The following is a 14,714-nucleotide window of genomic DNA, read 5'->3' as shown; positions in this document are numbered from 1 at the left end:
TGACAAGGGATTTTGGTTTATATATACAAGATGTGCTACGATTTTAAATGCTTCTATACATGATAGGCGGTCTGAAACCCATGCAAATGTCAACCCCAACCTGTCGGCAGGCCCTTATATGACAATTCAGCAACCGCCCGTGAAACTCAAAGGCGTGGGCGACAGCCTGTGGATTACCATGGATGCGTCCCTGCCGGCCGAAACCCTGAAGCAGGAACTGTGCAAACCCTTTGAGCGGCTCCGACACCTGGCCGTCAATGCCCGGGTGATTCTGGACCCGGGCGAAAACCCGGCAGACGACTCCCTTATTGACGACCTGGGGGCTTTTCTGCAGCAGCGTTTCCAGGTGGGCCGGGTTTCCGGGCCGCCAAAGGCCAAAATAACGCCGGCCGCTGCCGGACAAAAAGGTGCGGATACCGGGCAAAACGCGCAAAAGGCCTGGCTGCATCACTCGGATGACACCCTGGTCATCGCCGGCCGGGTCCGCTCCGGGCAGAAGGTGGAGGCCCGAAAACACCTGGTCATTCTCGGGGATCTCAACCCTGGCGCAGAAGCCATTGCCGGCGGCGATATCATTATTCTCGGCAGCCTGCTGGGAACCGCGGCTGCCGGCCAGCCCGACAATGAAAAGGCCATTGTGCTGGGCTTGGACCTGCGGCCCACCCAGATTCAGATCGCCGGCTACGTAGCCGCCGGCGCATCCTCATCTTCCGGGAAAAAACCGGAATTTGCATCCCTGAAAGACAATCAGATCGTGATGGCCGACTATTTAAAGGACAATATCTTCAAACGTCTGGCATGGCCGGAAATCCGATAAAACGGGTTTTGACAGCAGCAACCCGTAACAAACCCCTTGCAATGAGGTGAAACGTGGACGGAAAAGTCATTGTTGTCACGTCCGGAAAAGGCGGCGTTGGCAAAACAACCGTGACCGCTTCCATCGGCGCGGCCCTGGCCATTCAGGGCAAGCGCGTGGCCGTGGTCGATATGGACATCGGCCTGCGCAACCTGGATGTGGTCATGGGCCTGGAAAACCGGATCGTATTCAATGTGGTGGACGTGGTCCAGAAAAAGTGCAAGCTCAAACAAGCGGCCATCAAGGACCGCAAAATCGATAACCTGTTTTTGGTCCCTGCGTCCCAGAGCGATGACAAAAGCATCATCAAGCCGGAAAACATGGTCTGGCTGTGCAACAAGCTGCGCAGGGAATACGACTTTGCCCTGCTGGATTGTCCGGCGGGCATTGAACAGGGCTTTAAAAACGCCATCGAGGCCGCAGACGAGGCCCTGGTGGTCTGCACCCCGGAGGTATCGTCAGTGCGCGACGCAGACCGGGTGATCGGGCTGCTCTATGCCCACTCCATCACGCCCAAGCTCATTGTCAACCGGATCGTGCCCAAGCTTGTGGAAAAAGGCGACATGCTCAGCCACGTAGACGTTGTGGATGTGCTTTCCATTGATCTGGTCGGGCTGGTGGAAATGGATGATGCGGTTGTGGTATCCTCGAATACGGGCAATCCCATTGTGCAGCAGAAGGATTCCAAGGCGGGAAAAGCCTTTAACCGCATTGCCATGAGGCTTGACGGTCATCCGGACCTTCCGGTTGAAGATCCCATGGCCCATGACTCCTTCTGGAGAAAAATCGGTAAAAAACTCGGCCGGAAAAAACAGGAATAATACTCATGTCCTTTAACGCCCTGATCAGAAAGCTGTTAAACAAGCCGGACAACAGCAGAAGCGTGGCCAAAAAGCGCCTCCAGTTTGCCCTGGTCTACGATAAGCTCGAAGTCAAGGACGACATGCTCGAAGACCTGCAGCAGGACTTGGTGGAAGTGATATCGCGCTATTTTGAAATCGACCGGGAGTCGCTGAGCCTCGATATCCAGCGCTGCGAGGGATCGTCTGCGCTGATCTTAAACACCCCCATTGTAGCGGCCAAGCACCAGAAAAAGAACCGGGAAGCCCGTGCCGGCGCATGACTGGGGCGGCTGCAGGGATTTTCCCGCAAACGGGAATCATTACTCTTTTGACCAGGCGCAGAGGACCTCGTAGAGTTCATCGCCGATGGCAATTCCCAGATCGATAAACTGCGGGCCATACTGCCGCCCCGTATTCGTGCGGAAAGTATTGCGGATTTTTTTCAAAAACGCCATGCCCTGGGGATAATGGGTCAAAAACCGGTCCACGGGCACATCCCGGTAGGCCAGCATTTTCCATACCGTCCGGGTGAAATTCTCCGGTCCCCACCGGAACTTGTCTGCATCGTATAAACAGTCTGACAACAGCTGCGCTGTGAAACTGCCGCCTCTTTGATTTTCGCCGAATGCCTCGTGGTTGGCAATGGCAAGGCAGATGGCATCAATATCAGGGCCGGAAAACGGGTAATCAACCAGCACCCGCCTGGCGCAGGCGGCTCCTGCGGCCGCATGATTTTTCTCCTTTCGGCAGATATCATGCAAAAGCCCGGCGGCCTGGGCCAGGCGCAGGCGGTGATCACGGCTTTTTGCGTCCCTGCAGATCTGCGGCGCCTCAATAAGCACCAGGGCCCCGGCATCCAGGGCCACCTCCCGCACATGGATCAGCCCGTGGCCAAAATCGTTTTCTATGTTTTCGGCAACAAATGCCCACAAATCCGCCACCACGGGATCCTGCCCGAAAAAGCCCCGGGAGCAGCGCACCTGCCCGGAAAAGTCCGAATAAAAATCCGGCAACGGATAACGGGCGGCTATGCCCACGGCCTGCTGCTGGAGCTGACGGTAAATTGGCTTCATTTTCAAACAGATAAAATCCGGGCGGCGTTTTCGCCCAATATTTGGTCACGGAGCCTGGCGCTGATGCCGGCTGACTCCATTTCCCGGAAATAACGATCCGGCGGGATCAGGGGATAATCGGTGCCAAACAGGATTCTGTCTGCGCCCGCCAGTTCTGCGGCCTGCCCGTAAATTCGGGGGTCATATAGAAACGGCGATGCCGCGGTATCAAAATAAACGTTGGCCAGCACGTTGCTGACTTCTTTTTTCAGCAGGTTATAGAAAAATATCCCTCCGCCCCAGTGCCCCAGGATGATGATGTTGTCCGGGTAGGCCTTGACCAGGGCATAAATCTGGGCCAGGGTGTTATCACTTTTTCCGGGATACTGATGGCCCACGGGTTCGTTGGTGTGAATGAGCACGGGCAGTTTTTTTTGCCGGCACTGTTCCATGATGGGGGCCAGGCGCGCGATTGCATCATCTGTGATGCCCCCGGCCTGATAAAAGGCCAGTTCCCCGACCCCGGACAAACCGGCGGCAAGGCAGCGCTGCACTTCCTTTTCCGCACCTTCGGTATAAGGATTGACACAGCAGAAACCCTTAAGCCGGTCCGGCCATTGCCGGGCCGACTCGATAATATAGTCATTGTGGTGCCGGCAGGTCTCTGGATTAAACCATGGAAAACCGAAAACCACGGAAATATCCACCCCGTGCTCATCCATGGAGCGGAGCATGTCTTCGGTACCAATCATGCGGGCCTTGGGGCTGCGGTAAAGCAGGGCAAAAGCCGGCTCATCGAGAAAATAATTGTCCCGGTTGTTGCGGATCACCCCGGGAAACAGGTGGGTATGCACATCAATGATCATTTCGGTCCCCTTGCAGCAGTGAATCTTGATGGCGCCGTAAAAAGTCCAATATCTGCGTTACGCGCGATTCCTCAGAATTTCACGTACGGATAAGTACGCTGCATTCTTCGGCAATCGCGCAAGCCTTGATCTTGAACTTTTTACGGCGCCATCTAAAAACTTACTTTTTACGAAACCATCAATCTTAACGGTCGGTCTTGACTGTTGATTCCATGATACAATATACTGAACAAACCGGCAATGATAATGTGACGCGCCTTGAAACCACCCAAAACAGGATAAAAAGAGATGAGCACGGACAAAATGTTTGCCTGGTTTGATTCTCCCGGACAACAGAACACCGCCCAAACCCTGGAACTGGCCTGCCAGCGGGGCCGGGAACTGGGAATTGGAGAACTGGTGGTGGCATCGACCACCGGGGATACCGCCTACAAAGCCCTGGAGATGTGCACCGGATTTCAAATCACGGCGGTCACCTACCACTGCGGCTTCCGCCAGCCCTTTGAAAAAAGCATGAAAGATGACGTCAGAAAGGACCTGGAAAAAGAAGGGGTGCGGGTCGTCGAGGCCACCCATGCCCTTTCCGGGGTGGAGCGGTCCGTGGCCAAAAAGCACGGCGGCGTCTATCCCGCCCTGCTCATGGCCGACACCTTGAAACTCTTCGGCCAGGGCACCAAGGTGTGCGTTGAAATCGCGGTGATGGCCGCAGACGGCGGCGCCCTGTCAGGCAGCGATATCATTGCCGTGGGCGGCACCTCCCGGGGCGCGGACACGGCCCTGGTCATCAAACCGGCGCACCAGACGGGCTTTTTTGACCTCAAAATCCGGGAAATCATCTGCAAACCCCGGGATTTTTAAGCCCGGTCAACGGTTTTCGTATCTGCGCTGGATCTTGGAATCGGTTTTTTCCGGATGCTTGTCCAGGCGGCGGTAGCGGTTGGCCGCAGCCTCAGCCAGCCGGCCCAGCACATGGGCCAGGTCCGAGTCCTGCCAAATCTGTGCAAACCGGGGCATTTTCATCAGCCGGTCGCTTAACTTGAAAGGCGGGTTCATATCCGGCATAAGGCGGATATCGCCCTGCTCCACAGCCACATCTTCCGCAAAAATATCCGAAAACAGGGATCCGACTGTGTAAGTGAAAAATTTCTTCACATCTTCTGTGGACTCGGCGTTGTTGATTTTTTTGCGGAAATCAGGAAGGACTTTGCGTTCATGCTTGGTAAAGGATGCTTGCCTGCTCATGGCCTCTCCCTTGTCTGGGATTTGAGCCGGTCCGGACCAAAAGCCCGTGTTCCGATATATTCCGGCCCGTTTGTGTCCCTTGTTTTAAAATAATAACTCCCTTTGCCCGGGTCAATTAAAAACCCCGCCGGCTGACACAATGGCCTCCATTGACATCACTTCATCTGTGTTTATTTTATTTTTGAATAATTCCGGATAGAAACAAAACAATTAAAAATTGCGCATGATCTGTTTCATTCGCATATCTGTGATAAAAGGAGGCCTTTATCATGAGGTTTGACAAATTCACCATAAAATCCCAGGAGCTCATCCAGCAGTCCCAGTCCCTGGCCGCGGAGAACCGCCACCAGCAGATTGAGCCGGTGCACCTTCTGGCCGGGATGCTCGAGGATTCCCAGGGAATTGTGGTATCCGTGCTCAGAAAAATCGGCGCCAGCCCCTCTGAAGTGCACAAGGAAGTGCAGGAGGCAATGAAAAAACTGCCTGCAGTGGAGGGCGCAGCAGAGGTCTATATTTCCGGGGAAACCAAAAAAATCCTTGAATCGGCCTTTTCCATCGCCTCGAACATGAAAGACCAGTACGTGAGCGTGGAACACATTTTCCTGGCCCTTGCAGACAGCAAGAAAGGCCATGTTGCCCAGATTTTTGAGCGCCACGGCCTGAAGCGCGACGATATCTTAAACGTGCTCATGGAAATCCGGGGCAACCAGACCATCAATGACCAGAACCCCGAGGACAAATACCAGGCCCTGGAAAAATACAGCCGGGATCTCACAGAGCAGGCGCGGCTGGGTAAACTCGACCCGGTCATCGGCCGCGACGAGGAAATCCGGCGCATTGCCCAGGTCCTTTCCCGGCGCACCAAAAACAACCCGGTGTTAATCGGCGAGCCCGGCGTGGGCAAAACCGCCATTGTGGAAGGCCTGGCCCAGCGAATCGTGGAAGGCGACGTGTCCGAGACATTAAAGGACCGGCGGCTGATCGCCCTGGACATGGGATCGCTGATCGCCGGGGCCAAGTACCGGGGCGAGTTCGAGGACCGCCTTAAAGCCCTGTTAAAGGAAGTGGAAAAATCCGAGGGCCAGATCATCCTGTTTATCGACGAGCTTCATACCCTTGTGGGCGCGGGCGCGGCAGAAGGCGCCATGGACGCCTCCAACATGTTAAAACCCGCTCTGGCCCGGGGATCGCTGCGGTGTGTGGGCGCCACCACCATCAGCGAGTACCGAAAGCACATTGAAAAGGATGCGGCCCTGGAGCGGCGGTTTCAGCCGGTGTTTACCGCAGAGCCTGGCGTGGAGGACACCATTTCCATTCTGCGGGGCCTGAAGCAGAAATACGAGGTGCACCACGGAGTCAAAATCAAGGACTCGGCCATCGTGGCCGCGGCCACCCTGTCGGACCGCTACATCACCGATCGATTTCTGCCGGACAAGGCCATTGACTTAATCGATGAAAGCGCCTCGCGCCTTCGCATTGAAATCGACTCCAAGCCAACAGAGATCGATGAGATCCAGCGGCGCATCACCCAGCTGGAAATCGAGCGCGAAGCCCTGAAAAAAGAGTCTGACAACGCCAGCCGGGACCGGCTGGGAAAGATTGAAAAGACCCTGGAGGGGCTCAAGGAAGAATACAACCGGATGAACGCCCACTGGCAGAATGAAAAGCAGGTGATCCAGCGCCTGCGGGACTTAAAAACCGAGCTGGACCGCCTCGGCACAGAAGAGCAGCAGGCCCAGCGCCAGGGGGACCTGGAAAAAGTGGCACAGCTTCGCTACGGCCGGAGAAACGAGATCCAGAAGGAAATCGAGGAGACCAACGAAAAGCTGGTGGAACTGCAGAAAACCCGGCGCATGCTGCGCGAAGAAGTCGATTCCGAGGACATTGCCTATATTGTCTCCAAATGGACCGGCATTCCCGTATCCAAGATGCTGGAAACCGAACGCGAAAAACTCATTGCCATGGAAAAGCGCATTGCCAGCCGGGTGGTGGGCCAGGACCAGGCGGTCACGGCCGTATCAAACGCCGTGCGCCGTTCCCGCTCGGGCCTCCAGGACCCCAACCGGCCCATTGGCTCGTTTATCTTCATGGGCCCCACGGGCGTTGGCAAAACCGAGCTGGCCAAGGCCCTGGCCGAGTTTCTCTATGATGACGAGCAGGCGGTGGTGCGCATAGACATGTCCGAGTACATGGAAAAACACGCCGTGGCCCGGATGATTGGGGCGCCCCCGGGATACGTGGGCTACGAAGAAGGCGGATACCTCACCGAGGCGGTCCGGCGCCGGCCCTATTCGGTGATCCTGTTTGACGAAATCGAAAAGGCCCATGCAGACGTGTTCAACGTGCTGCTCCAGATCCTGGACGACGGCCGGCTCACCGACGGTCAGGGAAAGACCGTGGATTTCAGAAACACCATTATCATCATGACCTCCAACGTGGGCAGCCAGCAGATCCAGGAGTTTTCCGGAGACAACCGGGAGCAGATGGAAGAACGCGTGCTCCAGTCTCTGCGAGCAACGTTTAAGCCGGAATTTTTAAACCGGATCGACGAGGTGATCACCTTCCACAGCCTCAGCGCTGAGCAGCTGCGGGCAATCGTGGACATCCAGTTCACCTACCTGCAGAAACGGCTGGCAGACAGGCGCATGGAAATCGAGCTCACGGACGCGGCCAGGGACCTGCTGGCCAGGCGGGGCTTTGACCCGGTCTACGGGGCCCGGCCCCTGAAGCGCACCATCCAGCACCTGGTGGAAAACCCGCTTTCCTTAAAAATCCTGGAAGGCGGCATATCCGAGGGTGACCGGATCGTAGCCGATGCAACCGGTGATGAAATCACCTTTCACGTGGAAAAACAGGTGCATCCGGACAGCATGGAGGATGAACTCCTGGCCGAAACCGGCTGATTGAGCCGGATGATCGTCGGCATATGCAAAAAAGCCGGAGGCGCTGCAGCGCCTCCGGCTTTTTATTGCAGATGGACAGCGGCCTTTGTGATGAAATTGCAAAAGCCTGAAATAATTTTTGGCACACTTACGGGTCCATGTCTATATTGAATATCTACAATAACGTTATGGTGAAAGCAGGCATCACCAACTGCCCCAAAAACCTGACCCATATGCGCAGAACCCGTGCGCCAACCGCAAAACGCAGGCCAAGGCTGGTACAATCCGGCCCAAACCGGATCAAGGGAGAAAACGCATGCGGCCCAGGCGCATCGCGATAATTGTCCTGGTTATGCTGGCCGCTGTTTTCACCGCAGGTGCAGGCACGTGCGAGACTGCCGATGAAAACAGCGAAATCCTTTATATCGGAAAATTCTCCGCGGCCGGCACGGATCGCGAGATTCCTGCCGGCTGGGAGCCGCTGACCTTTGAAAACATTGACCGGCATACCCGGTACCGCCTGGTCCGCGACAACAAAACCACGGTGATCAAAGCCAAAAGCGATTCATCCGCATCCGGCCTGATCCGCAAAATGCGCATCGACCCGCGTCAATACCCGGTCATCCAATGGCGCTGGAAGGCCACCGGCATTTACGAAAACGGCGATGTCACCCGGAAATCCGGGGATGATTATCCGGCGCGCCTCTATATTGCTTTTGAATATGACCCGGAAAAGGCGGGGTTTTTCGAGCGGGCGAAATTCAACATTATTGAAAAAATCTACGGTGAATATCCGCCTGCAGGGGCCATCAACTACATATGGGCCAGCACGGCAGCCAAAGGCCGGGTCGTGCCCAATGCCTATACAGACAGGGCGCAGATGATTGTCCTGCAAAGCGGGCGGGAAAATACAAACACCTGGGTATCGGAATCCAGAAACATTCTGACCGATTACAGGACGGCATTCGGAAAGGAGCCGCCCATGATCCAGGGAATTGCGATCATGACCGACTCGGACGACACCGGTGAATCCGCGGTCACCTATTACGGCGATATCATGATGAAATCACAACAGTGACCGGCCGGCACGCGCCCGTTATCCCGCAGCGGCAATCACCTCTTCGGGAATATCGGCATTGGTGTGCACCCGCTGCACATCATCGTTGTCATCCAGGGCATTCATGAGCTTGAGCATTTTTTCCGCATCCGTGCCCCCAAGGCTCACCGTGGTCTGAGGCAGCATGGTGACCTCGGCCTCGTCGCCAAAGGGGATTTGGGCGGCATTCAGGGCGGCCTTGACATCCTCGAATGCATCCGGCGGGGTGATGACCTCAAAGACCCCGTCCTCGTCGCGGATATCCTCGGCCCCGGCCTCCAGGGCCGCCTCCATGAGGGCGTCTTCTCCCGCATCACTTTTATTGACCGGGATCCAGCCCTTTTTGTCAAACATCCAGGACACGCACCCGTTTTCCCCTAAGTTGCCGCCGTGCTTGCTGAAAACATGGCGCACATCGGCCACGGTGCGGTTTTTGTTGTCAGACAAAGACTCCACGTACACGGCCGCCCCGCCGGGGCCGTAGCCCTCGTAGACGGTTTCTTCGTAATTGACCCCTTCGAGTTCACCGGTGCCCTTTTTGATGGCCCGGTCAATATTGTCCTTGGGCAGATTGTTCTGCTTGGCCTTTTCCAGCACAGTGCGCAGCCGCGGGTTGGCGTCCGGGTCACCTCCGCCCAGGCGGGCAGCCACGATGATTTCCTTGACCAGCTTTGTAAAAATCTTGCCCCGCTTGGCATCCTCGGCGCCTTTTTTATGCTTGATGTTTGCCCACTTACTGTGTCCTGCCATCTGTTTCCTCCTGTTTCCGGCCCTTGCCGATCACGTAGATTTCCCTGCTGTCTTTCCGGCAGCTGGCCGGCTTAAATATCTTCATCATCTCAAACCGGTCCCGGACCGCGTCGCAAAACGCCTTGAAATCCGGGCCCTGAAATATCTTGCACACAAACACCCCGCCCGGCCGCAGGGCCCTGTCAGAAATATAGAGTGCCATTTCACACAACTGATGGGAGCGCACGGCATCCACATCCTTGCGGCCGGTGGTGGAAGGCGCCATATCGCTTAACACCGCATCCACTCCTTCGTCAATGATTTGCCAAACCTCCGGGGCCATTTCATTGATATCTTCCTGAAACACCCACACATTGGCCGGCACATCCATGTCCACGGCCTTTAGATCCACACCGATGACCTTGCCGGACTCCCCGGTTGTCTCTGCAGCATACAAAAGCCAGGAGCCCGGCGCACAACCCAGATCCAGCACCACCTGGCCGGGCCGGATCAAATTGTGCTTTTTCTGGATTTCCTTTAGCTTGTAAACCGATCGGGCTGGAAAATGTTCCTTTTTGGCCTTTTGTGAATAAAAATCCGGCCGTGCGCGAACATTTCCGGAATTTTTTGATTTTTTTCGTTTCATATAGAAAATCAGCCACCGGATCAAGCCGGTTTGCGGCAAACACCACCCGGCGTTTAGAAAAGGATGTCCATAATTTCCGAAAGCCGCCGAATGCCGACCAGTTCAATGACCCCGGCGCCCTTGACCTGTTTGAGGCTGTTTTTGGGCACAATGCAGCGGGTAAAGCCCATTTTTTCCACCTCGGCGATCCGGGCCGGCAGATGAGAAATGCCCCGGACCTCGCCGGTGAGCCCCACTTCACCCAGCAGAAGCGTGCCGTCGGCAACCGGCCGGTCCAGAAAACTGGAGGCCACCGCTGAAATAATGCCCAGGTCCACGGCCGGCTCTGATACCCGCACCCCGCCGGCCACATTCATGAAAATGTCCTGTCCGGCCACGTTCAACCCCAGTTTTTTCTCCATGACCGCAACCAGAAGCGATACCCGGTTGTAATCCAGGCCCAACACCGTGCGCCTGGGGGTGCCGTAACCCGACCCGCTGATCAGGGCCTGGAGTTCCACCAAAATGGGCCGGGTCCCCTCCATGCAGGCGGTCACCACAGAGCCCGGGGCGTTTTTGGCCCGCTCGGACAAAAACACCGCAGAAGGGTTGGGCACCTGCTCCAGGCCGGATTCCTTCATTTCAAACACGCCGATTTCATTCGTGGAGCCAAACCGGTTCTTGACTGCCCGCAGAATGCGAAACACGTGATTCTGGTCGCCTTCAAAATACAGCACCGTGTCCACCATGTGCTCCATGATTCTGGGGCCGGCAATGGCGCCCTCCTTGGTGACATGGCCGATTAAAAACGCCGGTATTCCTGTCTGCTTGGCCATAACCATCAGCTTCATGGTGGCCTCACGCACCTGGGTGACACTGCCCGGGGCAGAGGCCGCATCCTTTGAAAACATGGTCTGAATGGAGTCAATGACCAGGGCGTCTGGCTTCTGATCATGGACCATGTCAATGACGGCATCCACATCGATTTCAGATACCACGTACATGCCCGGGGCCTGTGGAGCAAGGCGGCGGCTGCGCATCTTTAGCTGCCGGGTGGATTCTTCGCCGGAGACATAAAGCACCCGGCGCTTTTCCCGGGCCAGGTGCTGGAGGACCTGCAGCACAAGGGTGGACTTGCCGATACCGGGATCTCCGCCGATTAACACCAGGCTGCCGGCGATAATCCCGCCGCCCAAAACCCGGTCAAACTCATCCACCCCGGTGCGGATCCGCTCCTCGCCTTCCATGGCAACAGAATCGATGAGCACGGGCTCGGGCCTGCTGGCCAGGGCCTTTCGGGCGGCCGAGGCCGGCCCGGAAGGGGCGCTCTGCTCCACCATGCTGTCCCACTGACCGCAGTCCGGGCAGCGGCCCATCCACTTGGGGCTCTGGTACCCGCATGCCTGGCACCAGTAAATTATCCTGTTGTTTTTTTTCATATTCCGCAGATTGGCCGTAATACGCCTGAGCGTATAAGATTGACAGTTCGTCGCTCGTCATGGCACATATACAAATGACAATCATTGACGCCGGTTTGAGAGACTATAATATGCACCCCGGACAAAATCAAACCTTTTCACCCGGTTAGGCGGCCAGACAGATGATGGATTATCACGTTCACACCCGGCTTTGCAACCATGCCAGCGGGGACATGGCCCAATACGTGGCCTGCGCCGCGGGCCGGGGGCTTTCGGAAATCGGCTTTCTGGAGCACCTGACCCTGCATGAGCAGGGCCGCCACCTGTCCATGACCGCCATGGACATTCCCCTTTATTACTATGCCGCACGCCGCCTGCAGGCAGCGGTAAGCGGGCAAATCCGCATCCGGGTGGGCCTGGAGGTGGATTTCACCCCGGAGCTGGCCGCACAGGCACAGGAAATAGCAGAGAGCTTTGACTTTGACATGATCGGCGGATCCGTGCATTTTATTGAAAACCGCAACCTGGTCAGCTCACGGGCCGATCAGAACCTGGATAAACAACCCCGTGACGCGCTTTTTGACCAATACCTGGACCTGCTGGATCAAATGGCGGACTGCCCGTTTATCGACATTGTGTGCCACCTGGACGTGATCCGGAAATTCGGCGCCCTGCCCGGGGAAAATTTTTACGAAAAACTCGATCCAATCCTGGACAAGATCGCCGCACAGGGCAAAACCGTGGAGATCAACACCAGCGGCCTGCATCATCCAACCGCCCGTATTTACCCGGACAAAAGAATTCTTGCAAAATGCCGGGAAAAAAACATTGCCGTGTGCACAGGCTCTGATGCCCACCGGCCCGAACAGGTGGGCCGGGACTTTGATGTAGCCCTGGCACAGCTCACAGAAGCCGGCTACACCCACGTGGCGGCATTTGACCGCAAAACCCGCCGGGAAATACCCCTGGCCCGGATGACCGAAGATGTCAACACTGTTTCTGAAATTGCGAAAAAACCCGAGGAATGAACATGAACCTGGCAGCAATCAGCACGTTTCTGATCATCACCATCCCGTTTTTCCTGCTCACCGTGTGGGCGCTGGTGGATGTATCTTTGAAAACCTTTCCCGGCAAAGGAGAAAAAGTCCTGTGGTGGATCATTGCCATCACCCCGTTTGCGGGCTGGCTGATTTACCTACTAATAGGCTTTCGCCGGGGTGTTAAACAAAACCCCGCAGCATGAAATTCTATTTGACAAAAACCGCAAACACCCCTAATATTACAAAACTTAACCGGCTGGCCATAATAACCAAACCCGCCGGTTTACCCAGCACATCAGCCACCCATGGCCCCATCGTCTAGCGGTCCAGGACGCCGGCCTCTCACGCCGGAAACGGGGGTTCGATTCCCCCTGGGGTCATTCCTAATTATTTCGGGCAGTTAACTGCTAAAATCTGCATTCCGAAATCACTCGAAAATGACCTTGGAAACGGTTTTGGAAACGGTTTAGCCAACAACTGTTTTTCTCAGACCGCCTGGGAGCGCATTTCCAGGTGGTCTTTCAAACTGATAACCTCTGCCGGCTTTCTGTCATTAACTTCTTTTGCAACCTCGTTTGCCTCCTTGACCGGCTTTCTCATTTCACACAGATCCTCAAGATGTCCCCGGGCTTCTTCCAGTCCCAGTGATTTCAGGTACCGCTCCGTGGTGGCTGCACTTTTGTGCCTGAGAATCGCCTGGATGGCACCCAGGGGCTTACCCATGTGATAAAGCCGGGTGGCTATCAGATGGCGGATGGCATGAAAACCGAAAGGCGCAACTTTTGCCTTCTCGCAGAGCCTGCGCATGAAATGGCTTCGCTTGGCAAAGGGCTTACCGTAATACTCCCTACAGAAATCATACGGATCATCACAAACAAACACATACGGGCTTTCCTTGAAACTCCGATTCTCCCACCACCACCTAAGCTGTTTTTTCAACTCGGTGTTCATTGGAAGCCAATCATATTCAAGGGTGCCGTCCCGTCTTTTGCGCGTGGACAGACGAACCCGCCCATCTGAAAGGTCAATATCCGCCCACTGGAGCCTGAAAATCTCCCCGCGCCTGGCACCCAGGTACAAGAACGCCGAGAGCATAACCTTGTCCTGCCCAGAGGTAAGGTCGAATACTTTCCAAAAATCCTCTTCAGATGGAACATACCGTGGGCTTCTGACTTCTGGAAAAACATCAACCCGGCAAGGATTGGGCTCCGGCAGGCCGAGGTACTTTATACCCCAGTTCCATGCCGCCACAAGGTTTTTTCTGTCCTTGTTGGCTGCATAGCCGCTTGATTTCTTAAAGCGAGTCTGCAGTACCCCGAGCACCTTTCCTGCGGTCACCTTGGCCACATCATCCTCAGGCTTGATAAACAGCCGTCCTTTCGCGTCTTTTGCAGCAAACAACTCCTTAAACGATTTTTTCTTCTCAGCATAGGTCTTGGCAGAGTGCCTGCTTTCTGAATAATCCAGGTACTGTTGCGCCCATTCACTAACTGATAATGCCGTGTCTATCCTTGACCAATCGTCCTTGCGTTCTTCTGCTTCCCAGTCCTTGGCCTCCTTGTTTGTTTTGAATAGCTTCTGTTTGATCGTCCCGTCCTTCTGAACTCTGCCCTTGAACAGAATCCGCCCATTCTTGATTATCTTCGATGGCATAAAATTCTCTCCTTAAAGCGCTCACAACGTTTTTTTCAAAGAAGAGAATGCGTCCTTTAGGGCCTGTCGGGCGAATTCCACCGATCTGCTTATAATACTTGCGAACGGTGTCCTCGTCAAGGCCCATGTATTCAGCCACCTCTCTCGTTGAAAGCCTGCGTCCGAGCTCCTTGTTAAGAATCGGGTACCCTTGCCAGTTGACGTCTGAATATTGATTTGCTCGTCCCATACTCCATTATGGTGCTTTTTTTTAACTCATTAATGGCCTACGGAGCATTATTTTCGATTTATTTAAAAAAAATTTGTTTTATAGTAAAATCGGACTGTTATATATGAAGGAAATCTTTGGTCGGAGGATTTTTCCTGCAGAACAAGGAAATGGGTAAGCACGTAGGCTTCCAAATTGAGCTATG

The 14,714-nt window shown here is 55.2% G+C and carries 16 protein-coding genes and 1 tRNA gene; 9 read left to right on the top strand and 8 right to left on the bottom strand.

Going from position 1 to position 14,714, the window contains the following annotated elements; translation table 11 throughout:
- Positions 1-118 precede the first annotated feature (118 nt).
- Genes minC through minE form a run of 3 tightly spaced genes read left to right on the top strand, consistent with a single transcriptional unit; the run spans position 119 to position 1,979 of the window.
- Positions 119-817: a septum site-determining protein MinC gene (gene minC / locus R6U41_RS11485; protein ID WP_410269974.1), complete on the top strand. Its 699-nt coding sequence runs from the start codon at positions 119-121 to the stop codon at positions 815-817.
- A gap of 53 nt (positions 818-870) precedes the next feature.
- Complete coding sequence (gene minD, locus R6U41_RS11480; RefSeq protein ID WP_410269973.1) at positions 871-1,677, top strand: septum site-determining protein MinD; 807 nt, start codon at positions 871-873, stop codon at positions 1,675-1,677.
- Positions 1,678-1,682: 5 nt separating this feature from the next.
- Positions 1,683-1,979, top strand: a complete 297-nt coding sequence (gene minE, locus R6U41_RS11475; RefSeq protein ID WP_181552205.1) for a cell division topological specificity factor MinE — start codon at positions 1,683-1,685, stop codon at positions 1,977-1,979.
- A 39-nt stretch (positions 1,980-2,018) separates the two neighbouring features.
- Here the strand turns inward: minE and R6U41_RS11470 are convergent, their stop codons facing one another.
- Entirely contained in the window at positions 2,019-2,771 is a 753-nt protein-coding gene (locus tag R6U41_RS11470) for an HD domain-containing protein (RefSeq protein ID WP_410269988.1), read from the bottom strand.
- Positions 2,772-2,773: 2 nt separating this feature from the next.
- A complete protein-coding gene (locus R6U41_RS11465) occupies positions 2,774-3,616 on the bottom strand; it encodes an amidohydrolase family protein (RefSeq protein WP_410269972.1) in 843 nt (280 codons plus the stop codon).
- A gap of 288 nt (positions 3,617-3,904) precedes the next feature.
- Between R6U41_RS11465 and R6U41_RS11460 the strand changes: the two genes are divergently transcribed.
- Entirely contained in the window at positions 3,905-4,474 is a 570-nt protein-coding gene (locus R6U41_RS11460) for a pyruvate kinase alpha/beta domain-containing protein (protein WP_410269971.1), read from the top strand.
- A gap of 6 nt (positions 4,475-4,480) precedes the next feature.
- On the opposite strand, the gene R6U41_RS11455 is transcribed toward R6U41_RS11460, so the two are convergent.
- A complete protein-coding gene (locus R6U41_RS11455) occupies positions 4,481-4,858 on the bottom strand; it encodes a hypothetical protein (RefSeq protein ID WP_410269970.1) in 378 nt (125 codons plus the stop codon).
- Between the two features lie 269 nt (positions 4,859-5,127).
- On the opposite strand from R6U41_RS11455, the gene clpB reads away from it, so the two are divergent.
- A complete protein-coding gene (gene clpB, locus R6U41_RS11450; RefSeq protein WP_410269969.1) occupies positions 5,128-7,761 on the top strand; it encodes an ATP-dependent chaperone ClpB in 2,634 nt (877 codons plus the stop codon).
- Between the two features lie 295 nt (positions 7,762-8,056).
- Positions 8,057-8,818, top strand: coding sequence for a DUF3047 domain-containing protein (locus R6U41_RS11445; RefSeq protein WP_410269968.1), 762 nt, complete (start codon positions 8,057-8,059; stop codon positions 8,816-8,818).
- A gap of 18 nt (positions 8,819-8,836) precedes the next feature.
- Here the strand turns inward: R6U41_RS11445 and R6U41_RS11440 are convergent, their stop codons facing one another.
- From R6U41_RS11440 to radA, 3 genes are read right to left on the bottom strand one after another with little or no spacing between them, the layout of a single operon-like run.
- Positions 8,837-9,586, bottom strand: a complete 750-nt coding sequence (locus R6U41_RS11440; RefSeq protein WP_410269967.1) for a YebC/PmpR family DNA-binding transcriptional regulator — start codon at positions 9,584-9,586, stop codon at positions 8,837-8,839.
- The gene (locus R6U41_RS11435) at positions 9,570-10,211 is read right to left on the bottom strand and encodes an RlmE family RNA methyltransferase (protein ID WP_410269966.1); all 642 of its coding nucleotides are present in this window, start codon (positions 10,209-10,211) and stop codon (positions 9,570-9,572) included. The genes R6U41_RS11440 and R6U41_RS11435 overlap by 17 nt, the downstream gene beginning before the upstream one ends.
- A 53-nt stretch (positions 10,212-10,264) precedes the next feature.
- Complete coding sequence (radA, locus tag R6U41_RS11430) at positions 10,265-11,629, bottom strand: DNA repair protein RadA (RefSeq protein ID WP_410269965.1); 1,365 nt, start codon at positions 11,627-11,629, stop codon at positions 10,265-10,267.
- 161 nt (positions 11,630-11,790) lie between these two features.
- Here radA and R6U41_RS11425 point away from each other — a divergent pair, with 161 nt between their 5' ends.
- The 3 genes from R6U41_RS11425 to R6U41_RS11415 all read left to right on the top strand — a co-directional run bounded on the left by R6U41_RS11425 (position 11,791) and on the right by R6U41_RS11415 (position 13,028).
- Positions 11,791-12,636, top strand: coding sequence for a histidinol-phosphatase (locus R6U41_RS11425; RefSeq protein WP_410269964.1), 846 nt, complete (start codon positions 11,791-11,793; stop codon positions 12,634-12,636).
- 2 nt (positions 12,637-12,638) lie between these two features.
- Entirely contained in the window at positions 12,639-12,851 is a 213-nt protein-coding gene (locus R6U41_RS11420) for a PLDc N-terminal domain-containing protein (protein ID WP_410269963.1), read from the top strand.
- A gap of 104 nt (positions 12,852-12,955) precedes the next feature.
- Positions 12,956-13,028 (top strand) — tRNA-Glu (locus R6U41_RS11415).
- 106 nt (positions 13,029-13,134) lie between these two features.
- Here R6U41_RS11415 and R6U41_RS11410 read toward each other — a convergent pair.
- Both R6U41_RS11410 and R6U41_RS11405 read right to left on the bottom strand, forming a co-directional pair.
- Positions 13,135-13,743, bottom strand: coding sequence for a tyrosine-type recombinase/integrase (locus R6U41_RS11410; RefSeq protein WP_410269962.1), 609 nt, complete (start codon positions 13,741-13,743; stop codon positions 13,135-13,137).
- 391 nt (positions 13,744-14,134) lie between these two features.
- Positions 14,135-14,428, bottom strand: coding sequence for a hypothetical protein (locus tag R6U41_RS11405; RefSeq protein ID WP_410269961.1), 294 nt, complete (start codon positions 14,426-14,428; stop codon positions 14,135-14,137).
- Between the last annotated feature and the right edge of the window lie 286 nt (positions 14,429-14,714).

The sequence above is a fragment of the Desulfosalsimonas sp. genome (assembly GCF_046483245.1).
Taxonomy (GTDB): domain Bacteria; phylum Desulfobacterota; class Desulfobacteria; order Desulfobacterales; family Desulfosalsimonadaceae; genus Desulfosalsimonas.
The sequence above is the reverse complement of the archived record's forward strand: the minus strand, read 5'-3'. Positions and strand labels throughout refer to the sequence as shown.